Consider the following 24,315-nt stretch of genomic DNA (forward strand, 5'->3'; position numbering starts at 1 on the left):
GAAGCCCATGATGTATAAAAACAGCAGTATCAACACGCGCAAAAAATTACTCGCGCTGGCAATTGGTTGTGCCTTATCCGGCGGCAACCTGCACGCGCAGGAAGAAGAGCCCATGGTGAGTGAAGACCTGGGTGAAAACATTGAAGAGATTGTGGTTCGCGGTGTGCGAGCTTCGCAGGCGAAGGCGATTGATATTAAACGCAACAATGCAAACATAGTCGATTCAATTGTGGCGGAAGATATCGGTAAATTACCAGATGTCACTATTACCGACTCACTCCAACGTGTAACGGGTGTACAAATCAAGCGCGAAGCCAATGAGGGCACTTCCTTAAATATTCGAGGTATGCCACAAGTACTGACCACCTTAAATGGAGAGCAATTTCTGAGCCCATGGAACATTACTGATGTAGGCGCAAATTATTCTGATGTGCCGGCGAGTATGATCAGTGGAGTTGATGTATACAAATCGCAATCTGCATCAGCGATTGCCGGTGGTATTTCTGGTGTAGTTGACCTAAAGACAATGTCACCGCTTGATCTGAAGGAAGGAGTCACAGGCAACATGAGATATGAAGCGTCTCAGGGAAGCCGTTCAGATAAAGAGGTGAAGTCAGATGGGACTACCGGGAGTCGTGATCCCGATGAAAACATAAACGTATTTTTCGGATTTAACCATAATGACCGGATTGGCGTCACGCTCGGTGGATTCACTTCCACAACCTACAACGCGAATTATCAGATGTACACGAATCCGCAATTCGGATTTTTGAATCGTAGAAACGGTACACCAACAGACCCACTTGATTTGAACGGCGACGGTGATCTGGTTAACGATTGGTATCTGGTGCCGGGAAATTACGGGGCAACATCCAGCTTTATGACGCGTGAGCGCGAAGGTGGATCTATCAGCATCGAAGCTGCGCTGAATGATAACTTTACGCTGAGAGGTGACGTTTTCTACTCCAATATGGATCAGTATGACCGAGGAGTACGCGTTGATTTTAATGGAACCAATAGTGTCGAATCTTATGAGGTTAACGGCAGCCCGGCAGACGAAGATCAGGGCCTTTATAACACACTGCAACCGGGTACTATTGTCGGTAATGGCGGTGATATTCAGTACACCGATGCTAGTGGCACTCAGCAAACAGCAACACTTCACACTTTACTCTATGCCAATGTGAGGTCGCCCGATTTCCAGACGGTATCCACCAACAGAATCAACCGGACCGCAGCACTCAATACCAATCTACAACTTGACTACGATAATCAAGAAAATTTCTCGGCAAGTGTCCGTTACATTTATGCCGAAGCAGAAAAACAAAGCCGCGAAGCAAATTTTAAACAGGGCAGCCCAGCGTGGCTGTGGATTGATGAAGATGGTACAAGTGGGAAAGATCCAGTCACTCCTTACAATGTTACGGTGGATTATCGTGGAGAATTTCCCAGTTTCTCATACACAGGTGATTTATCCGATGCAAGTTTATTAGCGCTATATCAAGCGGATGCAAATGGTAATGATACCGATGCAACATTAAATGTGCTTCGCAGTGACGTTAAGTTTAGATTTGACAATGGCCTTATCGAATCTGTTGAGGCGGGCCTTCGTTACGGTGTTCGTGAAGCTGCGTATACGAGATTTTTCTACGTAACCCCCACTCAACGCTACGCAGATGATCAACGCATTCCTATCGACAAACGAAATCAGTTGTACAGCGGTAATCAGGTTTGGCAACGTTATCCGGATTTCCGATATTTCGATTACAACAGAGAGCTGGATGCGTTAATTGATGCTGGCTTATATAACAATGGTTTTACAGCGGATGATCCGGCAATTACCGTGTTTAACGATTTTGGACCGTTCGATGGCTTTGAGGCGGGTGTTTCTGCATTGAATCCTGCTGCATGGGATGATCCACTTGTGTTCATGAATCGCTTGTATCCCGGCACGAAAACAATTGACGATCCTGCTTATGCATACGATGTAGAGGAAGCCTCCAACTCAGGGTACATTCAAGCTAATTTCGATGATCAGGATGGTCTGTGGGGAATTCCATATAGCGGAAATATCGGCCTTCAGATATTGCGGACTGACCGCACCGTTGAGCGAAGCGTTGTGCCTGAGGTGCTGGATATTTTCAATTCAATCGGTGCTGTCGATTATCAACGCTTGGCGTTTGTCTACGATAAAGAAACCAAAGAGCGATCTTTCACTCAATATCTTCCTTCTTTAAATATCAACTTTTTCCCAGCGGATGATGTCATCGTGCGTTTGGGTGCAGCTAAAACGACCACCCGAAATAATCTCGAAAATGTTGGTTCGGGACTGAGTCTTTGGTACACACAATGTGCAAAAACCGATGAAAACGGCGAGCGGGTTTTGGTGCTTGATAGCGCCGGCAACCTTGTTGGTGAAAATGTCACTTGCGTTGGTGGTGGAAGCGATCAAGGAAACATCGATATTAAACCTTGGGAAGCGAACGTCTACAACCTGTCTACAGAATGGTATTTCGACGAAAATGCGATTCTGGGTGCAGGTCTGTTCATGGTTGATGTGTCTACCTCCGTTCAAGGTTTTCAGGAGCGCCGCAATTTTGTAGACGCGGATGGAATTGATCGGGGCAATACCGGCAATGTATGGGTATCGCGCAACGTCAGCGCCTCGTCTCTCTACGGATTTGAACTTGGCTATAAGCAACCCTTCACTTTTTTGCCTGGCGATTATTTGAGTGCGACGGGTATCGAGTTTAACTATACCTATTCGCAAAGTGATTCCAACGATGTCGATATGGAAGGCAATGACCTGCCGCTTCCATCGAACTCAGAACATCAGTCCAACATGATTCTCTGGTATGACAAAGCTGGTCTTAACGTACGGCTCGCTTACAACTGGCGGAGTGAGGAATATGACGGTCGCGTTGGCTTGAACACCAGCGGTGAGCCTCTCAACTTGGGTAATTGGTACGAGCCAGTGGGGTATCTGGATATGTCTATGAGTTACTGGATTAACGAACACGTGAGTATCTACGCGAATGGTACAAACCTTACCGAGGAAAGCCGGAAGAGCTATGCACAATTCGAGAGCCAGGTTAATAACATATGGGTACAAGAACGCCGGTTTGCTGTCGGTATAACGCTTGCTCTTTAAATACTAAGTAACAGGTACGACTAATTTCTGCAAAAGAATAACAGTCGCAGAGAAATTCCAGTGCTCAAAATGCATTTTAAAATTCGGAGTTTGATTATGAAATTACGGCTAAGTTACACAGCATTTTTGACGAGTATTCTATTGCTGCAAGCATGCGGTGGCGGCGGTGGTGGAAACCTTCTTTCAGATGATTCGGATCGTGATCCTCTGGTGCCGCCGCCAGGTGTCGACGATGGTTCTGATCGTCCAAGACCTCCGGAGAACGCTGCAGTTATAACCACCGATGAAATGTTTCTTTATGACGTTGCTAATGAGCGGATATTTTTACGGGGCATTGACCTACACTTTGCGGAAAAACCTGTTGAACGCATCAATGGCATAGCCGCAATCAGTGACACTAGTGCTAACGTTGTGCGCCTGCAACTTGATGCAAACACGACGGATGTGCAGCTCGAAGGCGCATTGGCCAAGGTGATTGAAAATGGGATGCTTGCCGTCATTAGCTTGGTGGACACTGAAAAGCTTCAGTGCGTGGATAACAATGAGTTTTTGCTGAGTGCGGTAGATGATCTGTGGCTTAACAAGTGGCTTCCGGTGATCGCGCAAGATCGCTTCCAGTCTCGTGTAATGATTAACATCGCGAGCGGATGGGGGCCAGCGAATATTTTCAACTCCGACAGCTTGGGGTACGCACAGTACATTGACACTTACAAAGCATTAATTCGTAAGTTCCGTATCGCGGGTTTCAAACTTCCTCTGGTTATTGATGCGCCGGGTTGTGGCTCAGATTACAACGCATTTCTCGCCGGGCGAGCCCAAGAGCTGTTGGCATCTGATCAGGAAAAAAATATTGTTCTTTCTGTTAACGCAGATGGATCACGCTGGAATACGGCGGACAAAGTGCTTTACGCCGCAACGCAATTAACCAATCAAAGAGTACCTTACATTTTGAGCGGGATATCTGGGTCAGGCGTGGGCGAGAATCCTGTTGACCACATGGACATTATGCAAAAAGCCAAAGGCGATCTGGCAGTTGGATTAAGTTTTCCATGGCAATCAACGGAAGATATGTCAGCTTATGTCATGACTTTGAATGATCCCATTGATTTGCGTTTTGGTGCGGCGATGTCCGTCAATGTTTACTTGAGCCGGGTACTTATGCAATTTGTTAACCCTGGGGATGGTAAGTTCGAGCCTACCGGAGAACTAAGCATTGCTTTATATGCTAAGGACACGAATGGCAATGCCATGACGGTCGGAACAACCCAGGCAAAAGATATTCGTCCTAACGTATGGGGCGAACTACGCTATGACTTCCCGAGATATGCCGCAGATCCTTCGATGTTGTTAAATGGTTCAACAGATTTTGATTTATCGGCAGTGACGGCACTTGGTTTTCAAATACTTGCTAATGGCAAACCCGTCAATATTGACGGTCGGATCGGACTGGATGATTTGCAAGTTTACCCAGGGGTTACGCCGGTATATATGGCCACCTTCGACAGTTCAGTAGAAGGGTGGTCAGTTGCGTGGGGGCCTGGTGCAGTTGGCCAACAAGACGGTGCTCTGACAATCATGCCAACCGATGCCGGAGACTTTGCGCTGGCGCTACCAACTGACCTTGCTGGTGCAATTGATTTTGATAAGGAATTGACTGCAAAGGTTAATATTTTTCTTCCAGAAGAATATAGCGGAGATGAGCTTTGGCTTAATTTATATGGCCAGTTTGGCGCAGACTGGAGTGGATGGGGTTCGGCGCAGCTTAGTGCTGCGGCACTTGTTGCTGGCCAGTGGACCGAGCTCACTACCACCTTCAGACTTGACGAGAACTTGGACTTTACAACGGTGCAGCGATTCGGGCTTCAGGTGGGAGGGTATGTAATGCCTAAAACCCAGCCCATCTTGATCGACTCATTCATTATCGAAGATCCGCTTGCGCGACCCACCAAGACGATCATTGCGTCGCAATACAAAGCATCGTTCAGTAGCGGGACTGAGGGTTTTGAGCCTGCGTGGGGAACAGAAGTAACGGTTGCTCAGGTTGATGGTGAGTTACTGGCAACTGTGCCCGTAAATAGCGCTGCGGCCGTTAATAAGGCGGACATTCAGGGCGTTCAGGAAGTCGATTTTTCCGGTGGTATTTCTGTGAAGGCTCGGATATTCGTGTCGGAAGGATTTACCGGAGAAAATTTCTGGTTCAAATTCTTCTTTCAAGACGGCCAATGGAATCACATGGATCTGGAGCCAACATTAGCTGCCGCTGATTTGATAGAAGGCGAGTGGAACGATGTTGAGTTTTCGGTGAATCAATACCCGGCCAACTTCTCTCGTTCTTTGTCGCCCAATATGTTTGCGTTTCAGGTTGGAGGTAACGCCGTAGCAGGAACAATTAAGCTGGACGACATAGAAATTCTTGGTGAAGTTAAAATTGACGATACGCAGCCGATGATGACGATTGACTTCTCAACACCGGAACAATTGGAAAGCTTTGCGCCGGACACATCATTGAGTACTTTCAGCGAATCTGTTTTGTCGACAGCAAAAATGTCAGCTTGGAAAATCGTACCCTTTGGGTGGATTGCGACTACTTGGGTTGGTAGTGGAGAAAGCGAGGGGCTGAGCATTTCCTCATCTGAAGATTTGATGCAGCTTACACCCCGTGGCGAAGAGATTGTGAATGGTGAAGGAGGTATAACCGAAACATCCGAGGCGGTTTCTTTCGAGTAGATTACATTCAATATCCATCAAGCCTCGCATTATTGCGGGGCTTTTTATTTCTACTGCTTCTAGTCCATCCAACCCTAAACCCCACTTTACGCGCCTATCCATACAAATAAGTTATAAATAATGCGCCAACTTAGCGCTGTCTCTTCTCAAGCCTCGCCTATACTTGTGACTAATGCCCGCTCACTCTTGAGGGGTGATCTGTCATTTTGTCGAAAGAAGAACTCAATGGAACGCAATGTATTACGCACCTTGGGCGATAACACCCCGGATTTGATTTACACGAAAGACCGTCAGGGGCGCTTTACCTTTGGCAATATGGCTTTCCTGCGCATGGCGGGTGCTGCCTCGCTCGACGATATACTGGGCAAGAACGATTTTGATCTGAATCCCCCGGATCTCGCGCAGGGTTATGCGGATGATGACCAGGCTGTGATGCGTTCCGGTGAGCCCCTGGTGGACCGCGAAGAAATTATTGTGGACGCGAAAACCGGCGAGTCGCGCTGGCATTCGACTACCAAGGTGCCGCTGCGTGATGATGCCGGCAATATCATCGGCACTGTCGGTATTACCCGGGATATTACCGCCAGCAAACGCGCGGCGCTTCAGGTGCGCCAGCTCAATGCCGAGCTGGAAGAACGCGTAGCCGCGCGCACGGCGGAGTTGCAAGCGTTGAGTGAGGTACTAGCCTACGAGCGTAACTTAATGCGTATTCTGGTGGATTCGGTACCCGACAGTATCTTTGCCAAAGACACCCGGAGTAAATTCCTGTTGGCGAACAATGCCGTAGCACGCGGCATGGGTGCTACGCCGCAGGATCTGTTGGGCAAAGATGATTTTGCTTTCTTTCCGCAGGACATGGCGCAACGCTTCTATGATGATGAACAGCGGCTTCTGCAAACCGGCGAACCTCTGCTCAACCAGGAAGAGCCGGCAGTCAATAACCAGACCGGCAAGATGCGTTGGTTGCTGACCAGCAAGTTGCCAGTGCGCAACGAAGCAGGGGAGATAGTCGGGCTCGTGGGCATCGGCCGCGATATCACCCTGCGCCGCGAAGCAGAGCTAGCGCTGCGTGAAAGTGAAGAGCGCTTTCGCAGCCTCACCGAACTCTCCTCGGATTGGTATTGGGAACAGAATGCACAGCTCGCCTTCGTTGAGTTGGAAGATCCCAATGGCAAATCCGGTTTCCAGCGCGACCAGCTTGTGGGGAAAACCCTGCACGATTTACCCACCACTGAAATCTTGTCCGGTTCATGGGAAGAGCACCAGGCTCTGGTGGCAGAACGCAAACCTTTCCGTGATCTGGAATTGCGCCACGTAAAAGACAACGGTCGAGCGTGCTACCTCAGTCTGACTGGCTTGCCAGCATTCACCGCCAGTGGCGAATTTCGTGGTTATCGCGGCATCGGTCGCGACATTACCGACCGCAAGACGTCGGAAGAACGCATCCAGTATCTCGCCACTCACGACAGCCTGACCTCATTACCCAACCGCTTCATGTTTAGCGAAATCCTCAATCTCGCCATCGAATCGGCGCGGCGCAATTCGCGCAAACTGGCGGTGCTGTTTATTGATCTGGATCGCTTTAAAAATATCAACGACACCCTTGGGCACGAAGCGGGCGATTTGTTGCTGAATGAGATGGCGGGCCGTTTCAAGCAATGCCTGCGCGCGAGTGATGTGGTGGGGCGTTTGGGTGGCGATGAATTTGTCATCCTGATCCAGGAGCTGAACGATCCAGAACAGGCGGCCACGGTTGCACGCAAGATTTTATCGGCGGCGGTGAAGCCGGTATCGGTTTACGGTCAGGAATGTCGGGTGACGGCCAGCATCGGCATCTGTCTCTTCCCCGACGATGCCGACGATGAACATACCATCATGAAGAACGCGGACATCGCCATGTACCGCGCTAAGGAAGAGGGCAAGAATAATTACCAGTTTTATTCGCCCGACATCAAAGCCCGCTCGCTTGAGCGGCTCATCATGGAAAACAATTTACGCCTGGCGTTGGAGCGCAATGAGTTCTTCCTGCACTACCAGGCCAAGCGCAACCTGAAAACCGGTGAGATCGCCGGTGTTGAAGCCCTGGTGCGCTGGCAGCATCCTCAGCTGGGCATAGTGTCACCAGCCCAATTTATTCCCCTGGCAGAAGAGACAGGTCTGATTGTGTTGATCGGGCGTTGGGTATTAAAAACCGCCTGCGAACAAAATGTGGCCTGGATGAAGCAAGGATTACCGCCCTTGTGCATGGCGGTCAATTTATCTGTGCGGCAATTTTTTGATGAGCATTTGATCAGCGATGTGGCCGCCGCCCTGGAAGAATCCGGCATGGAGCCTGGGTTGTTGGAGATGGAAATTACCGAAGGCATGGTCATGCAGGATGCGGAACGCGCGATTCGTATTTTGTCGGCGATCAAGAGCCTGGGCGTGCGCCTGGCTATCGACGACTTCGGTGTAGGCTACTCGTCCCTCGCGCAGATCAAACGCTTCCCTATCGATACCCTGAAAGTGGACAGTTCCTTTATCCGCGATATTCCGCAAAATCGTGAAGATCGCGCGATTACCGAGGCCATCATCGCCATGGGTAAAACCCTGAGCCTGACGGTGATTGCCGAAGGCGTTGAAACCAAAGAGCAGGAGACCTTCCTGCGCGACCACGCCTGCGACCAGTCCCAGGGGTATTACTTCAGTAAACCCATCGCGCCGGAAGAGTTCGTGACCTTTATGCGCCAGCAAACACCAGCGCTGGCGTCTTACATCAACGGCAAAAACTAGGGAACCTCTTTGTCGGTCTAATTAGACGTGAACTTTTGTCTCATATATGTGATCCTTCGTCTCATAGGTCGTGATCCTAGGGGTAGCGTGTCTTATTTGATAAGCCATTAAAATTTAATTCCTTACAAAAAAACCGTGTCTCACAATTAGTGATTCGCGGGTTTTATTGACTGATTTAATAAATTATTTATGTGATAAATTACTAAAAGTTCATTAGAAAAATGGATGTTAATTATGAATGAATCTAAATTTTGGTCGGAGCCTACGTTAGATGACTTATTAAAAAAAGTTTTTGAGTTTTTCTTAAATAAATCTAACGACTGCTTTTCAATCAACCCAAGTAAAGGTGACGCCAGAGAAATTTTTGGGACTCTTTTAGAGTTAAAAAACCCTAGGTCGCGGTTAAGCAGGACAGAGATTAAAGGAACACCATTCAGCTGCTTAGGTGAATTGAGCTGGTACCTATCAGGATCGGATAAGCTCAATCACATGCAATATTACTTGCCCGAATATAGAAAAGCATCTGATGATAACGAAACTGTTCATGGAGCTTATGGACCCAGACTTAAGAGAATGCACAAAAAGTATGACCAACTTGAAGAAATTGTTTCGTTTTTAAGGAGAAAAACTGATTCGAGGAGAGCTGTTATACAAATTTATGACGCTTCTGATTTATTTTACAATGGCAACGATGTGCCTTGTACTACAAATATTCAATTCGCGGTGAGAAACAGTAAGTTATATATGCTTACTTCTATGAGGTCTAACGATGTATATCTTGGCTTACCGCATGATATTTTTTGTTTTACGATGATCCAGGAAATTATAGCATCTCGTTTGAATATTGAATTGGGTACCTATCAACATTCAGTAGGAAGCCTTCATCTATATGGTAAGCATGAGCAAAAAGCAAAAAAATTTATTGATGAAGGATGGCAAAGTACAACTTCAACTATGAATAAAATGCCTAGCGTTGATGTCACAAGAGATGTAAAAAAATTTCTCGACATAGAGAAAGGGATTCGAGAGCAAGGATTTGAGTACTTAAGAGAAGCAAAATTTGGCAAGTATTGGAACGATTTAGTGATATTGCTAAGGGCCTTTAGCTGTTCTAAATATGAAACGGACGTTGAGCATCTTAAAAAATTAAAAAAAGAATTAAATGAGCGATCATACGGAATCTATATAGAAAAATTAATTCAACAAATAGCGAGAAGAGACTGAGCTTTGAAAAGTGAAAAAATCAGAATAATTAAAGAAATGCTAGCCGTGATATCTACTGATCAAATGATTAAATCTGAAGTTATTATCGAAGGGGCACCGATTATTTCATTTGGTCACATTGGGAAATCAAAAATTGCTACCATGGGGCTTAATCCTAGTGATCAAGAGTTCTATGACTCTAAAGGCGTTGAGCTGGACGGGATAGCTAGAAGATTTCACACCTTAAAGTCACTAGATATCAAGAATTGGAAAAATGCTAGTGAGAGCGATTTTGAGAAAATTTTAATTTTATGCGAAGAGTATTTTTACAGAAATCCATATGACAGATGGTTTAAATCTTTAAATTATATTATATCTGGTACTGGCTTTTCATTTTATGATGCTTTTAATAGCGCCTGTCATCTAGACCTAGTCCCATTCGCAACGAAAAAAAAATGGGGAAGTCTTACGGAATTACAAAAAAAACACCTTCTGCAAGTTGGTTCAAAGTTTTTAGCGGACATCATAAATAATGGATCAATTGAGCTTATCATTCTCAATGGAAGGTCTGTAATAAAAAATATGGAAGTAATGATTGGATGTAGTTTTAGTAAAAAAGAATACAAGGCGTGGGCTCTTCCTAGACTTGAAGGAGCTGTGAGAGGAGAAGCATATACCGGAAAAATCACAAAGTTAGGAAACAACCCTCTAAACCGATGTGTGAAGGTGTTAGGATACAATCATAATATACAAAGTAGTTTTGGTGTGACAAATGCAGTTAAAGGCTCAATTAAAAATTGGATTACAAGAGAAGCTGAAAAGCTATGAGAACCGCGGATTTAGACTTATATAATTTACTTTCAAGTCAGCTTGAAAATCATGTTGCAACGGTATCGCATATTCCAATTTTGGAGGAAAAAGCTTATAAGGATGCATTTATTAGACAGTTAATTGATAGTATTAGAAGAGTAAAATACGTAACAATAACTGCTGAAAAAAATTACTCTTTAAATGTTGCTGATCCTTATGTAAGTAATTTCAATCCTTTAAAAGCAGCTTTATATCACTTTAAAAATAATAATTTAGATGAAGCTGTATGGTTAATATTTATATCTACACATTTTGGAAAGTCCAAAAAAAGTGGATGGCTGTTAACGCAAGATTTTTACAAAGGGCCTAACCAAAATTCTATCTTAACTTGGGAAAGGGTAAAGCTAGGGTCTTTAGAGACAACGACATGGATTGACAACTTAAAATCCCATCTTGCGAATAAAGCTCCAAAAAGAGTTTTTGGTAATCATAGAAAGTATGAATCCTTAAGGCCTGACTCGAAAAGGCCTTTAAATAAAGTAATCGCCTCCTATATTTCTTTGATAGAGTCGCATCAAACACATGAGAATCTATTTTCATTGGCTTTGATTGATGCAGAAGGGTCAAAATATAACTTGTTTGATAATCTATATAAAAAGTTTAGAGCCGTGTTGTCGTTTGGGAGGACGGGAAGTTTTGACTTTCTCACGATGTTGGGGAAGTTAAAAATACTAAATGCAGAGCCGCCGAAAACTTACATAAATCAATCTACTGGGCCTCGTGATGGATGCGGACTACTATTTGGAAATAAGAGCTCGGCGGAGTATGAAAATGAAATGTTTAAGTTAAGTGAATCGCTATCTATAAACCCATTTGGCATGCAGGTTTTGGAGGATGCAATTTGTAATTGGCAGAAGAGTCCCGATGCATATACTCAATTTAGAGGATAACTAAGTCTTTCCAAGAATAGCTTACTTTTAACTTTCTAAGAGCAGATTTAGGTATTATTGATTTATGTTGCAATTGCCCAACCACAATACCATTAGAGACACCTATTTTTCGTGCCAGCTTTAATATTCCTCTGAGATCAGTAGAGTTAAGTTTCTGTAGCTCTCTCTCATATTCAGTCGGTATCAAAATATTTTCAGAGAATTTGTTTGCTTCGTCTTCTATGTCAGAAAGAGTTGCTTCAGATGTTTCTAAGATTAACGAATAGTTAGGATGTAAAACTAAATGACCAATTTCATGAAAAAAAGTAAACCAAAAATGATCATCGGTTAAATACTTGAAACTCATAATAATTAACGGTTTATTTCTACCCAGCCAATATGCCGCACCACTAGCTGGGCAATGTCGAGGAGATCTGACAATGGCGAGTAAAACACCGCAGTCAGCTAATAAAGCTCTTAGCTTTGGAATAAAACTAACAGGATTGGGGTCCTTAGTTAAGCTACGCAAATTAGGGATTGTTTCGATTAACTTATCTTTGTCCCACGGTAAGCAATGGTGACTGGATACTTGAATTTCACCTTGTCTTAGCCAAGAGGCTATAGATTCCTGCTTATGGCTAAACTTATCTGAAATTCTAAAAGCCGTTTCACCGATCATATTGGCGTACTTAGACCTCCAATGATCTACTGATACCACACCAAAATAATCTAAACAGGTAATTAATTTTCTTGCTTTATTGTCGGGCTTTTGAATCCAACCTAAATTAACCATATCGGCCGTCGGTAAATTTGATAGCCATTCACTTTCATCAGACTTTAACAAGCTAACTTTTTTTAAATTTTCCCTATATTGTTCCTCTCGGCTTAACCAAAACTTGGTTGACACGCCTGTTACTTGACTAAGTGTATTTGCTAAATCTGAATCAATGATGATTGAACCTTGAGAAAGGTTTTTAAGGAGAGAAATACTACACTCCATTTCATTTGCTAATTGACGTAATGTTTTGCCTTGTTCCTCCATGAAATCTAATAAAGTTGCCCCTGGAGGTGAAACCCAATCTGCATTAAAACTGCTCAAGTTGCTCATAATTTCCACCTACTTGTATGACTTTGACTCGATAAACGTGGTTCCAATCTATATCGTCTAGTGAGTTTCTAACCGGATCATTATGGTTCGCCGATATGACTAAATAAACATCGTTACCCAAGTCAAATTGATATCCAATTTCGCCTCTGACCATAACTTTTGCTGGATGCCCGATTGGTATCTCAAAGATCCTATCGCATGCATCAATGTCTGAGAGTCGGTTTCGAAGTTTTAAGGCTACATTTTTGCCTAACAGCTCTTCGGCCTTCTCTTGACGTTCGCATAAAAGTCTAATTTCATTAGTGTCAAAAGAGATTACCAATGCTTTGTATTCCTCTTCTGCACTGGATAAAGATTAGGACTTAGCATGATCCCGTAGTTCCAAATTAGCTAAGTTTGAATGAACCGCAGTAGTTATTATTCTTTCGTTACGATTAGTATATCAAGATATGTAATCCCCAGGTAGCGCTGTAAATCACGGTTCGTCAGAGTCTGTAACAATTCCTCCCAATATTAGCCCCTTATATCTTGGTAAATCCCATAACCCTAGTTCTACCTCACGTGGAAGACCACGCCAAGAGATACGAACTCTTGTCAAGTGCGCGAGGGTGTTTTTCCTCGCGCCATATCTCCTTTCTGCTTCGGTAAAAAAATTACATAAAGCCGTTATCAATAACTGGTTGCTATCCTCGTTGCGCTATCCATTTCGATGAGTTGTTAAAACCACCTGGATTCGTGTCCATGCGCACAAGTCTCGCATAAACATGCTATTTTAATTTGAAACCGATTACATTTTAAGTAATAATTCCTCCATCGACATGGCGGTTTTATTGGTTTTGTATTTATAAACCGGTTACGCCAAGTGGAGTGCGCTCCACATCGCCTCGGGCGATTTTTTCTGTTCGATGATGTAAGTCCCCGTTGTAAATGCATTAAGCCTGCTGTTGTTTACTACCCTGCCCCGGCTTGCCGGGGTTTTTTTATGTGCGTCGCTTTTAGTAAGCGGCCTTTCGCTTATGCGACAATTATCCCCGGCTATTGGTGGCCTGACTCTTTAATCAATGAGGGAAGCAGTAACTATGTCCCAGGACATGACTCAACAATTGATAGCGGCGGCGCGCCGTATGGAAACGTGGATCAGGGACCAGGCTTTGCCACTGTGGCAAAAGGTCGGTTTTGACCCTGAATTCGGTGCTAACTACGAACGCCTGTTGCCCGATGGGCAGCCAGATCTGGAAGCGAAAACCCGCGTGCGGGTGCAGGCGCGGCAGGCATTTTTTTACGCGGCGGCCTTTCATCGCGGCTGGTGTCCGGAAGGTCAAAAGCTGGCGACCGGTCTGTTGAATTTCGTCCACCAGCACGCGGCGCACCCCACCGCCGGTGGCGGTTATACCCATCTGCTCGACAAACACTTCACGGTTATCGATAGCAAACAGGATCTCTACGATCACGCCTTCTTTCTGCTGGCCAATGCCTGGTGCTATCGCGCCTTTGGTGATGAGGCGGCACTGCGTGAAGCCGAGAAACTGGTGGCTCATTTCGATACCGCATTCGTTGCGGACTACGGCGGTTGGATTGAAGGTGACTACGCTTACGCCTGTCGCCGGCAAAACCCGCACATGCATTTATTCGAAGCCTTTCTAGCGCTTTATGATGCGACCGGCGAGGCAAAATGGTTGGCCCGTGTGGGCGAATTATTTGCGTTATTTCAAAGCCGTTTCTTTGATCCGCAACAACAGGTTCTGCTTGAATTTTTCAACGATGACTGGACCCGTTGCGCCGATGAGCGCGGCGATATCGTCGAGCCCGGCCATATGATGGAGTGGGTGTGGTTACTGGATTGGTACAGCCGTCGTTCCGGCCGCCCGGTTAAACGCTATACCGATGCGCTATACAACAAAGCGCTGGAGATCGGAGTGGCAAAATCCGGTTTATTGTTTGATTCCGTCATGCCCGATGGCCGCGTACTCGATCACAACAAGCGCTGCTGGGGACTCACGGAATTTATCAAAGCAAACCTGGTGCAGATTCGCGCTGGCGATCCGAACGCAACCGAGCGCGCGGTGAAAGGCGTGGAAGATTTATTTACCTATTACTTGTGCGCATCAACGCCCGGTTCCTATGTGGATCAACGCGGGGCTGACGATGAAGTGGTGGTGGATGTTGCGCCGGCCAGCACGCTCTATCACCTGATTGTATTGGCGATGGAACTGCTGGATCACTGCGAGACTTATAAGTCCTAAGTCTCCATAGCCTGAGCCACGACTCAGGCGTGTGTTGGCGCCGGGCCAGTGCTTTTGCGGATGATAAATTCGGTGGGTAACACGCACACGGTTTGACTGAGGGTTTCGCCCTCAATCAACCGCAACAGCATATCCATCGCCATCTTGCCCATTTCTTCTGCCGGCTGCGAAATCGTGGTCAGGCTCGGATCGCAATACTTGGCGTAAGCAATATCGTCAAACCCGGTGACGGACATGTCTTCGGGGATGCGAATGCCTTGGGATTTCAGGGTTTGCATCGCGCCGATGGCCATCTCGTCATTCATGGAAAAGATCGCCGTCGGGCGCTCTTTCATATTGCAGAACTGGAAGGCGCTGTTCAGGCCCGACCACATGGTGAAGTCGCCTTCGGCGATTAAATCTTTATCAAAGGTAATGCCCGCAGACGCCAGGCTTTCTTTATAGCCCTCAAGTCGATCAATGGTGTGCGGGTTATCTTTCAGGCCGGAAATTACGCCGATGCGGCGGTGGCCCAACGAAATCAGGTAATCCACCATGGTGCGCGCCGCCGCGCGGTTATCGATGCGAATGGACGGGCCAGTGGTAAATTCGCAACCACAGGCATTCACGCAGGCAATGCCCGGTGGAATATTGCTGTGGCTTTTTTCCGAACTGGGGCGCAGCTGGATGATCCCGTCTGCGAGGCGGGTTTCCACGCGGCGAATGTAATCCTGTTCGCGTTCCGATGTGCCCCGCGTATCACCCAGTAGCACCGCATAACCTTTCTGTTGTGCACGATCTTCCAAGGCGCGAATAAACAGGGAATAGAAGGGGTTGGCAATGTCCGGAACCAGCACCACCACCGCATAGGAACGCGTGGAGCGAAAGTTGCGCGCGAGCATGTTGGGCCGGTAACCCACCTGGGCGATAGCCGTCTTGACCTTGGCCAGGCTTTCATTGGATACCTTTTCCGGTGCGCTCAGGGCGCGGGACACGGTAGCAACCGATACTCCGGCTATGCGGGCAACATCTCGAATATTCGACATAGGACGACTCTGGTTAGGCGCTGGTTCAACAAGGGATTGGTATGAAACGGCAACAGACTTTGTGTAACAAACGTTACGACGATTTCGGCTTATTTATCGCTTTAAACGTGCCGTGACATCGAAAATCTACTACACGTTTGCAACTCTGACTAGCAAAAAAAGTTGTAACCGATTACATTATGCATCTGTGAATTGGCATTTAAATAAACCTTTGGGCGTGATAACCCATTGAAATGCCCCTGAATACCTGGGTTCGGTTTTCTTTGTTTTGCCCGTGGCAGCGCAGAAACCGGTTTAATGAGTGTAAGTTGATCGCTATCGGGCATCATGGCATTATCAGCCCGCCCTTATCGGGCGTGGCCTGCAGGTTTAGCGCGGGTTTGCGTGGGTGTCCGGGTTGATGGCAGAACCGGGTAACACCATCGAATGGTCGAGATTTTCGCGCTTTGTCCTCGGCAGGATCGATTGATACCGGCATAAAAAATAATGCTCGCTTCAGCGAACAACATACTAACGGCCACAGGCCACTCAATAATAATTGGAAGTACTCATGCAGCTGGCAACTCTCGATCTTGCGATCATCCTGTTATATATCCTGGCAACACTGGTGGTCGGCTTCTGGATTTCAAGCCGCGCCTCCAAAGACATCAAAAGTTATTTCCTTGGCGGCAACAAACTGGCCTGGTGGCAATTAGGTTTGTCCAACGCCTCCGGTATGTTCGACATCAGCGGAACCATGTGGCTGGTCTACCTGTTGTTCGTCTACGGACTCACCAGCGTTTATATTCCCTGGCTATGGCCCGTCTTCAACCAGATTTTCCTGATGGTTTTCTTATCTGTCTGGTTGCGCCGTTCCGGCGTAATGACCGGCGCAGAATGGATTACTTTCCGTTTTGGTGAAGGCACGGGCGCAAAACTTTCTCACTTCGTCGTTGTGCTGTTTGCACTGATCAGTGTGATGAGTTTTCTGGCCTACGGTTTTATCGGTATCGGTAAATTTGCCTCGGTATTTTTGCCGTGGAAATTTTCTGCAGATCCCTACTGGAACGACGTCGCCTACGGCTTGATCATCACTGCGCTGACCACCTTTTATGTGGTGAAAGGCGGTATGTTCAGCGTGGTGTTCACCGAAGTACTTCAGTTTTTCATCATGACGGTTGCCTGTATCGCGGTGGGTATTATCGCGATGAATCAGGTTTCACCGGAGATGCTTGAAGCGGTTATCCCCGATGGCTGGACCAGCGTATTTTTTGGCTGGGAATTGAATCTGGATTGGTCGCATACATTGCCCGCCGCCAATGAAAAAATTCTGTCTGACGGTTACTCCATGTTTACTATCTTCTTTATGTTGATGGTATTAAAAGGTGTGCTCTTGAGCATGGCTGGCCCGGCGCCAAACTATGATATGCAGCGTGTACTCTCCGCCAAGACGCCGGTTGAAGCCGCCAAGATGAGCTGGTTTGTTAACGTGGTGCTGATCTTCCCGCGCTATATGTTGATCGCCGGTTTAACGATATTGGCACTGGCATTTTTTATGGACGACCTGCGCGCGATGGGGCCGGATGTTGATTTCGAACAGATCCTGCCGTTTGCGTTAAAAAATTATATTCCCACCGGATTGCTCGGCTTGTTGATCGCCGGTTTGCTCGCCGCGTTTATGTCGACCTTTGCCGCCACCACCAACGCGGCGCCGGCTTACGTCGTTAACGATATCTACAAGCGCTACATCAACCCCAATGCAGATGCCAAAAAATATGTCTATCTTAGTTACATAGTGTCAGTGATCTTCGTGATCCTGGGGGTGGGTATTGGTTTGTTTATTCCCTCATTGAATACCGTGATCCAGTGGATCGTAAGTGCGCTCTTCGGTGCTTACACGGCATCCAACGTGCTCAAATGGTACTGGTGGCGCTTTAACGGTTTTGGTTATTTCTGGGGCATGATTACCGGCTTTGCTATCGCCATGCCGTTGATCTTTACCGACATTCACCCGATCAACGCCTTCCCCTTTATGTTCGCGGCTTGCTTGCTGGTGTGTATCGGTGCGTCGCTGGCGACCAAGCCGGACGATATGGAAGTGCTTAAAAAGTTCTACCTGAAAGTACGCCCCTGGGGTTTCTGGGGACCGGTGTTAGAGGCTGCGCGTAAAGACCATCCGGAACTCAAAGCCAATACTGACTTTGGACGCGATGCGGTTAATGTAATTGTCGGGATTATCTGGCAAACCGCACTGGTGGCTGCGCCGATCTTTATGGTGATCAAACACTGGCAGGAATTTATTATTTCGATGGTGGTGGTGGTTCTGACCAGCCTGTTCCTGTGGCGTAACTGGTACGTGAAACTGAAGGATTATCCGGACGATATGCCAGCCGAATATTTACCTCAAAGCGATTCGCCGGCCAGCAAGCCCTGATTGTTTATTAGCAAAAAGTAGTCGTACCGCTGTCCGGCTTTGCACCGCGCCGGGCAGCGTTAAACAGCGGTAAAGGTGCAATTTTTTTGGCAGATTTTTGTAACCGGTTACCTTCGCATAGATAAAAAAGCCCGCACGGGGCCTATGAATCCGGCGGAAAGTTAATCGGCAAGTGCATGAGAGTTGTAAAAAGATTCGCGCAGTTGAGATTGTGCAAATCGGGTCAGTATCAATCTTAGGGTTTATCAAATATGAGTAATTTTAAAAGCGCCGTTCAAAGCTTGTTGAAAGAACACGAAGCTCTGGTCACCAAAACGAATGTGCCCAGACAACAGGGCAATGGTATCTACACCTGCTATGAAAATCCGATACTCACCGCCGAGCATGCGCCCATCTTCTGGCGCTACGACCTCAACGAAAAAACCAATCCGCATTTGATGGAGCGTCAGGGCGTTAACGCCGCGTTCAACTCCGGCGCGATTTACTGGCAAGGCAAATATATTCTGGCCGTGCGTGTAGAAGGTGTGGACCGCAAATCGTTTTTCGCCATCGCCGAAAGCCCCAACGGTATTGATAATTTCCGCTTCTGGGATTTCCCCATCACCCTGCCGGAAACCGAGCGCCCCGATACCAACGTGTACGACATGCGGTTAACCGCCCACGAAGACGGTTACATCTACGGTTTATTCTGCACCGAAAGAAAAGATTTAAAACAGCCGAACGACATCTCGGCGGCAGAAGCGCAATGCGGCATCGCGCGTACCAAAGATCTGGTGACTTGGGAACGCCTGCCGGATTTGATTACTCACTCCGGCCAACAACGTAACGTGGTACTGCACCCGGAATTTATCGACGGCAAATACGGGTTGTTCACGCGCCCGCAAGATGGCTTTATCAGCGTCGGTGCCGGCGGCGGTATTGGTTGGGGTCTGGTCGACGACATGACCAAAGCCGAAGTGAAATCTGAAGTGATAGTCGATGGCAAGGTGTACCACACCATCAAAGAAGTGAAAAACGGCCAGGGCCCGGCGCCGATCAAAACTGAACAGGGCTGGTTGAATTTGGCCCACGGTGTGCGCAATACCGCAGCCGGTTTGCGTTATGTGCTGTACATGTTCATGACGGAGCTGGAGCGCCCCTGGGTGGTGACCCATCGTCCCGCCGGTCATTTTATTGCGCCCCACGGTGCCGAGCGTGTCGGCGATGTATCCAACGTGGCTTTTGCCAACGGCTGGATCGTTAACGAGAAAAATGAAGTCTTTATTTATTACGCGTCGTCCGACACGCGCATGCATGTGGCCACCAGCACGATTGAAAAGCTGGTGGACTACTGCATCAACACACCGGAAGACGGTTTGCGTTCTGCCGCGTCTGTTGCCACGCGCAATCAATTGATTGCTGCCAACCTCAAACTCATGAACGATTTGGTGTGATGTGATGATTGACGCGAGCTTGCAGCGACATCCAAAAACCGTAACTGAAACATTTTCTGCTGCCGCGCTCAGCGCGGAATTTCAGCAGGAATTAATCGCCATCGGTGATTGGTGGATTGAACACGCCATCGATCGGGAGCAGGGCGGTTTCTACGGTGAAATTCGCCCGGACAACACGCCGATAAAAAATGCTACCAAAGGCATTGTGCTGAATACACGCATTCTGTGGTTCTTCAGCGAAGTGGGGGCGGTAATCGATAAGCCAGCGTATCGCGACGCTGCTGTGCGCGCTTACGATTACCTGGTGGAATATTTTCTCGACAAGGAACTCGGCGGCGTTTATTGGGAACTGGATGCGCGGGGTAAGCCCGTCAACACCAAAAAACAAACCTACGCTCAAGCCTTTGCGGTTTATGCGTTGTGTTCCTATTACAAACTCACCGGCGATGAACAAGCCATGGCGCACGCGCTGGATTGTTTTGCGCTGCTGGAAGAAAAAACCATCGACCGCGTGAACGAAGGTTATTTTGAAGCCTTCACCCGCGAGTGGGGCAAGATGGATGACGTGCGCCTGAGCGATAAGGATTTAAATTATCCCAAGAGCATGAACACACACCTGCACGTGCTGGAAGCCTACACCACGCTCAACAAAGCGAGGCCCACCGAACAAATCAAACAGGCGTTGCGTTACAACATTGACTGTTTTGATAAGTACCTTATCAATAAAGATAACGGCCATCTGCGCATGTTTCTCAACGAAGCCTGGGAAGATTTTTCACCGGGTTATACCTATGGCCACGACATCGAATGCAGCTGGCTGTTATCCAAGGCGCTGAATTCACTCAGCGATCCACAGGTCACGCAAAGGATGACACCAAGCATCATCAAGTTGGCGGATATCACCTTGCAGGAAGCCATGGGTGAGCACGGTGAAGTGCTCGATGCGTTTGATTTTGCCTCCGGCGAAAAACAAACAGAGCGCGTCTGGTGGGTTCAGGCTGAGGCACTGGTGGGTTTTCTCAATGTCTATACCCTGACCCGTGACGAACGCTACCTGACGGTGGCTAATAATGTTTGGGCGTTTATCAAACACTATCAGCGCGACAGCCAACACGGTGAGTGGTTGTGGTTGTCAACGCTGGATGTCGATCACGGTGAAGAAGCCTACAAAGTCGGCTTCTGGAAAGGCCCCTATCACAATGGTCGCGCGATGCTGGAAGCGATCAACTTTATAAAAAAGATTGGCTAGTGCGCGTATATTGCAGCACTAGTCCACGCGAGGTGAACAATGAAAAAGATCAATAACAATCTGGCGCTGCTGACAGCGCTGTGTGTTGCACTGCTGTTTGGCTGCAGCAAACAGGAAGCACCTGCACCGAGTGAAAGTGTGCAGGTATCGTCACCGGCGTTACAAAACCCGGACAAACCGGCCGAAACCAACAGCCCTTTCGTGACGGTAGAAGGCAATCAATTTTTTCGCAATGGCCAACCCTATTACGTAATCGGCACCAACTTCTGGTACGGCGGTTATCTCGGTTCTGTAGGTGATGTCGGCGATAGGGAACGCTTGATCAAGGAGCTGGATTTATTACAAAAAACCGGCATCAATAATTTGCGTGTACTGGCAGCCTCGGAAAGCAGCGAGCTGATGCGCGCCGTGCGCCCGGCAATTATCAAAGCGCCAGGCGAATACGATGAAACTTTATTAGCCGGTATGGATTTTCTGCTCGACGAAATGGCCAAGCGCGATATGACCGCGATTTTATATCTGAATAATTTCTGGCAATGGTCCGGCGGCATGTCACAGTATGTATCCTGGTTTACTGGTAAGCCGGTATTCGATCCGGACGTGACCAATGAATGGAATCCCTTCATGGAAAACTCCGCGAGTTTTTATCGTATTGAAGAAGCGCAGAAACTGTATCGCGATGTGATCAAATCTATTATCACCCGCAAAAATACTATCAACGGCAAGCTCTACAGCGAAGACCCAACCATTATGTCCTGGCAACTCGCCAACGAACCGCGCCCCGGCAGTGATGCCGATGGCCGCGTGAATATCGAGGCATTTAAAAGCTGGATTCACGGCACCGCAAAATATATTGACAGCCTCGCTCCCAACCAATTGGTGAGCACCGGCAACGAAGGTTCCATGGGCGCTATTCGCGATATGGATTTATTTATCGATTCCCACAAAAGCGAATACGTGGATTACCTCACCTTTCATATGTGGGTAAAAAACTGGGGCTGGTACGACGCGAAAAATCCCGACGAAACCTTTAGCTCCGCGTTGGCGACCGCGAAGGATTACATCAATCAACACATTGATGTGGCCAACCAGATGAACAAACCGATTGTGTTGGAAGAGTTCGGTATTGAGCGCGACAACGGCAGCTTCACCACTGATTCCACCACGGTTTATCGCGACCGCTTTTACGCAGAAATTTTCAATTTGCTGCGCACCCGCGCTGGTGCTGGCGATGCGATTGCCGGTATGAACTTCTGGGCCTGGGGTGGTTACGGTCGCACGGAAAACGAAGACTTTATGTGGAAAGAAGGCGACGATTTTGTCGGCGATCCACCGCAAGAACCGCAAGGTTTGAATTCCGTGTTTGATGTCGACACCACAACCCTGGCCGTGATTAAAGCCCACGCCGATGCAATGAAAGATATCAACACCAAACAATAAAATTTTCAAATCAGCATTCGGGTTTACCCAATGCCCAATGTAAAAAACCGTAACCTTTGTTGCGGTTTTTTATTCGCCGAATTAATTTATATGATATGTAATATTTGATAATAACTAACGCTTCAAGAACGACAATAGAGGAAAGATTTATGCTCCGGTTGATTAAGACCACCACACTGCTCTCCATCGCATTGCTAGCGATGGCCTTCGGCACCAATGCGTCCGCCAAAAAATTTGAACAGCTTGGCCAAACCCCACCGCTGGGCTGGAACAGCTGGAACACCTTTGCGTGCGATGTAAACGAAAAATTAATTCGCGACATGGCCGACGCCATGGTCGCATCCGGCTTGAAAGACGCGGGCTACGAATACATCAACATCGACGACTGCTGGCACGGCGAGCGCGACAAAGACGGCAAGATTCAGGTCAATAAAGAACGCTTCCCCTCCGGCATGAAAGCCCTGGCCGATTATGTCCACTCCAAAGGCTTGAAGATCGGCATCTACTCCGACGCCGGCAACACCACCTGCGCCGGCTACCCCGGCAGCCGTGGCCACGAATACCAGGACGCACTCACCTACGCCGAGTGGGGCATCGACTATTTGAAATACGACTGGTGCGATACCGAAAACATTAACCCCATCGGCGCCTACACCACCATGCGCGACGCGCTGCACACCGCCGGCCGGCCGATCCTGTTCAGCATCTGCGAATGGGGCGACAACAAACCCTGGGACTGGGCACAAGATGTCGGCCACGCCTGGCGCACCACCGGCGATATTTATCCTTGCTGGGACTGCGAACTCAACCACGGCTCCTGGTCATCCTGGGGTGTATTACCGATCCTCGACAAACAGGAAAAGCTGCGCAAATTCGCCGGCCCCGGCCACTGGAACGACATGGACATGATGGAAGTTGGCAACGGCATGACCGAAGCCCAGGACCGCTCACACTTTTCACTCTGGGCCATCATGAATTCACCGCTCATTGCCGGCAACGACCTGCGCAACATGAGCGACACCACGCGCAAAATCCTCACCAACAAAAACGTTATCGCCATCAACCAGGACAAACTCGGCGTACAAGCCATGAAGTACATCCACGGTGGCGACCTGATGGTATTCGCCAAACCGCTGGCCAATAAAGAATGGGCCTTCCTGTTTTTAAACCGCGGCAACACCACACTCAACTACACCCACGACTGGCTGCACTACTACGAACTGAAAGACGATATCTTCAACTACCAGATAGATTTCAGAAACGAAAAATTCAGCTGGGTTGATGTGTGGAAAGGCAACAAAGGCGATACCACCAAACCGTTAAAACTTAAAATTCCTGCGCACGATGTGGTGATGCTGAAACTCACTCCGCGTTAATGGTGTTTTGCCTGGGCTGGCTTTGCTGGCTCAGGTTTTTCTGTGTTAGTCCCTTCTTTTAGTTTCCTCTTAGCCATATTTCCCTATCCGATTGATCCCGTTTTTTCCATTGTGTTCTGTAATGTGCAGTTATTCCGCATTGCATATTTGGGCGGTATATTGGCCAACTATAAAAGTCCTTGCGCGTTTACATTCCGATGGATGCGCGTTTAGCAACTTGCCAATAGGATAAAGTCTTCTATAGTCAATAACTTAATGTATTGAGTGGGTGGGGTAACGCGCATCTGCTAGTGGCAAAACGCGCATGCGTGTTTTTTGCTTTGGAAGAAATGGTGATTTCTTGATGTTCTGTTTTGTAAATCAGGCGGTTAAACGAAGTATCGAGAAATTAGGTTAGGTTGATATCGCGCATGCGCGATATACGGATGTTAGTCTC

Annotated in this window: 14 protein-coding genes; 12 read left to right on the forward strand and 2 right to left on the reverse strand. The window is 47.5% G+C overall.

What is annotated here, in order from left to right; translation table 11 throughout:
• Positions 1 to 7 precede the first annotated feature (7 nt).
• The 6 genes from CBR65_RS15115 (at position 8) to CBR65_RS15140 (ending at position 11,613) form a co-directional block, all read left to right on the forward strand.
• Complete coding sequence (locus tag CBR65_RS15115; RefSeq protein WP_369825624.1) at positions 8 to 3,151, forward strand: TonB-dependent receptor; 3,144 nt, start codon at positions 8 to 10, stop codon at positions 3,149 to 3,151.
• 96 nt (positions 3,152 to 3,247) lie between these two features.
• The gene (locus tag CBR65_RS15120; protein WP_087467633.1) at positions 3,248 to 5,878 is read left to right on the forward strand and encodes a hypothetical protein; all 2,631 of its coding nucleotides are present in this window, start codon (positions 3,248 to 3,250) and stop codon (positions 5,876 to 5,878) included.
• 225 nt (positions 5,879 to 6,103) lie between these two features.
• Positions 6,104 to 8,650, forward strand: coding sequence for an EAL domain-containing protein (locus CBR65_RS15125; protein WP_198300753.1), 2,547 nt, complete (start codon positions 6,104 to 6,106; stop codon positions 8,648 to 8,650).
• 234 nt (positions 8,651 to 8,884) lie between these two features.
• Positions 8,885 to 9,874 carry a thymidylate synthase gene (locus CBR65_RS15130; protein WP_157672093.1) on the forward strand — a complete coding sequence of 330 codons (990 nt, stop codon included), beginning with the start codon at positions 8,885 to 8,887 and terminating at the stop codon, positions 9,872 to 9,874.
• Between the two features lie 3 nt (positions 9,875 to 9,877).
• Positions 9,878 to 10,681, forward strand: coding sequence for a hypothetical protein (locus CBR65_RS15135; protein WP_087467636.1), 804 nt, complete (start codon positions 9,878 to 9,880; stop codon positions 10,679 to 10,681).
• A complete protein-coding gene (locus CBR65_RS15140) occupies positions 10,678 to 11,613 on the forward strand; it encodes a hypothetical protein (protein WP_087467637.1) in 936 nt (311 codons plus the stop codon). The genes CBR65_RS15135 and CBR65_RS15140 overlap by 4 nt, the downstream gene beginning before the upstream one ends.
• Here CBR65_RS15140 and CBR65_RS15145 read toward each other — a convergent pair.
• The gene (locus CBR65_RS15145) at positions 11,603 to 12,700 is read right to left on the reverse strand and encodes an ImmA/IrrE family metallo-endopeptidase (RefSeq protein WP_087467638.1); all 1,098 of its coding nucleotides are present in this window, start codon (positions 12,698 to 12,700) and stop codon (positions 11,603 to 11,605) included. The genes CBR65_RS15140 and CBR65_RS15145 overlap by 11 nt on opposite strands.
• Positions 12,701 to 13,779: 1,079 nt before the next feature.
• On the opposite strand from CBR65_RS15145, the gene CBR65_RS15155 reads away from it, so the two are divergent.
• Positions 13,780 to 14,943: an AGE family epimerase/isomerase gene (locus tag CBR65_RS15155; RefSeq protein WP_232461213.1), complete on the forward strand. Its 1,164-nt coding sequence runs from the start codon at positions 13,780 to 13,782 to the stop codon at positions 14,941 to 14,943.
• A 23-nt stretch (positions 14,944 to 14,966) separates the two neighbouring features.
• Here CBR65_RS15155 and CBR65_RS15160 read toward each other — a convergent pair whose 3' ends face one another.
• Positions 14,967 to 15,968 carry a LacI family DNA-binding transcriptional regulator gene (locus tag CBR65_RS15160; RefSeq protein WP_087467640.1) on the reverse strand — a complete coding sequence of 334 codons (1,002 nt, stop codon included), beginning with the start codon at positions 15,966 to 15,968 and terminating at the stop codon, positions 14,967 to 14,969.
• A gap of 550 nt (positions 15,969 to 16,518) precedes the next feature.
• On the opposite strand from CBR65_RS15160, the gene CBR65_RS15165 reads away from it, so the two are divergent.
• The 5 genes from CBR65_RS15165 (at position 16,519) to CBR65_RS15185 (ending at position 23,879) form a co-directional block, all read left to right on the forward strand.
• Positions 16,519 to 18,381, forward strand: coding sequence for a sodium:solute symporter family protein (locus tag CBR65_RS15165; RefSeq protein ID WP_087467641.1), 1,863 nt, complete (start codon positions 16,519 to 16,521; stop codon positions 18,379 to 18,381).
• A gap of 251 nt (positions 18,382 to 18,632) precedes the next feature.
• Positions 18,633 to 19,814, forward strand: coding sequence for a 4-O-beta-d-mannosyl-d-glucose phosphorylase Mgp130 (gene mgp130, locus CBR65_RS15170; protein WP_087467642.1), 1,182 nt, complete (start codon positions 18,633 to 18,635; stop codon positions 19,812 to 19,814).
• A gap of 4 nt (positions 19,815 to 19,818) precedes the next feature.
• Positions 19,819 to 21,063 carry an AGE family epimerase/isomerase gene (locus CBR65_RS15175; protein ID WP_087467643.1) on the forward strand — a complete coding sequence of 415 codons (1,245 nt, stop codon included), beginning with the start codon at positions 19,819 to 19,821 and terminating at the stop codon, positions 21,061 to 21,063.
• Between the two features lie 39 nt (positions 21,064 to 21,102).
• Positions 21,103 to 22,503, forward strand: a complete 1,401-nt coding sequence (locus CBR65_RS15180; RefSeq protein WP_087467644.1) for a cellulase family glycosylhydrolase — start codon at positions 21,103 to 21,105, stop codon at positions 22,501 to 22,503.
• 149 nt (positions 22,504 to 22,652) lie between these two features.
• Positions 22,653 to 23,879 carry a glycoside hydrolase family 27 protein gene (locus CBR65_RS15185; protein WP_198300754.1) on the forward strand — a complete coding sequence of 409 codons (1,227 nt, stop codon included), beginning with the start codon at positions 22,653 to 22,655 and terminating at the stop codon, positions 23,877 to 23,879.
• Positions 23,880 to 24,315: the final 436 nt, after the last annotated feature.

It is taken from the genome of Cellvibrio sp. PSBB006 (assembly GCF_002162135.1).
In the GTDB taxonomy this organism is placed as follows: domain Bacteria; phylum Pseudomonadota; class Gammaproteobacteria; order Pseudomonadales; family Cellvibrionaceae; genus Cellvibrio.

What these genes read in the sequence shown, in the direction of transcription:
- CBR65_RS15115 (WP_369825624.1), top strand. Translation starts at nt 8, where the DNA reads ATGATGTATAAAAACAGCAGTATCAACACGCGCAAAAAATTACTCGCG.
- CBR65_RS15120 (WP_087467633.1), top strand. Translation starts at nt 3,248, where the DNA reads ATGAAATTACGGCTAAGTTACACAGCATTTTTGACGAGTATTCTATTG.
- CBR65_RS15125 (WP_198300753.1), top strand. Translation starts at nt 6,104, where the DNA reads ATGGAACGCAATGTATTACGCACCTTGGGCGATAACACCCCGGATTTG.
- CBR65_RS15130 (WP_157672093.1), top strand. Translation starts at nt 8,885, where the DNA reads ATGAATGAATCTAAATTTTGGTCGGAGCCTACGTTAGATGACTTATTA.
- CBR65_RS15140 (WP_087467637.1), top strand. Translation starts at nt 10,678, where the DNA reads ATGAGAACCGCGGATTTAGACTTATATAATTTACTTTCAAGTCAGCTT.
- CBR65_RS15145 (WP_087467638.1), bottom strand. Translation starts at nt 12,700, where the DNA reads ATGAGCAACTTGAGCAGTTTTAATGCAGATTGGGTTTCACCTCCAGGG.
- CBR65_RS15155 (WP_232461213.1), top strand. Translation starts at nt 13,780, where the DNA reads ATGTCCCAGGACATGACTCAACAATTGATAGCGGCGGCGCGCCGTATG.
- CBR65_RS15160 (WP_087467640.1), bottom strand. Translation starts at nt 15,968, where the DNA reads ATGTCGAATATTCGAGATGTTGCCCGCATAGCCGGAGTATCGGTTGCT.
- CBR65_RS15165 (WP_087467641.1), top strand. Translation starts at nt 16,519, where the DNA reads ATGCAGCTGGCAACTCTCGATCTTGCGATCATCCTGTTATATATCCTG.
- mgp130 (WP_087467642.1), top strand. Translation starts at nt 18,633, where the DNA reads ATGAGTAATTTTAAAAGCGCCGTTCAAAGCTTGTTGAAAGAACACGAA.
- CBR65_RS15175 (WP_087467643.1), top strand. Translation starts at nt 19,819, where the DNA reads ATGATTGACGCGAGCTTGCAGCGACATCCAAAAACCGTAACTGAAACA.
- CBR65_RS15180 (WP_087467644.1), top strand. Translation starts at nt 21,103, where the DNA reads ATGAAAAAGATCAATAACAATCTGGCGCTGCTGACAGCGCTGTGTGTT.
- CBR65_RS15185 (WP_198300754.1), top strand. Translation starts at nt 22,653, where the DNA reads ATGCTCCGGTTGATTAAGACCACCACACTGCTCTCCATCGCATTGCTA.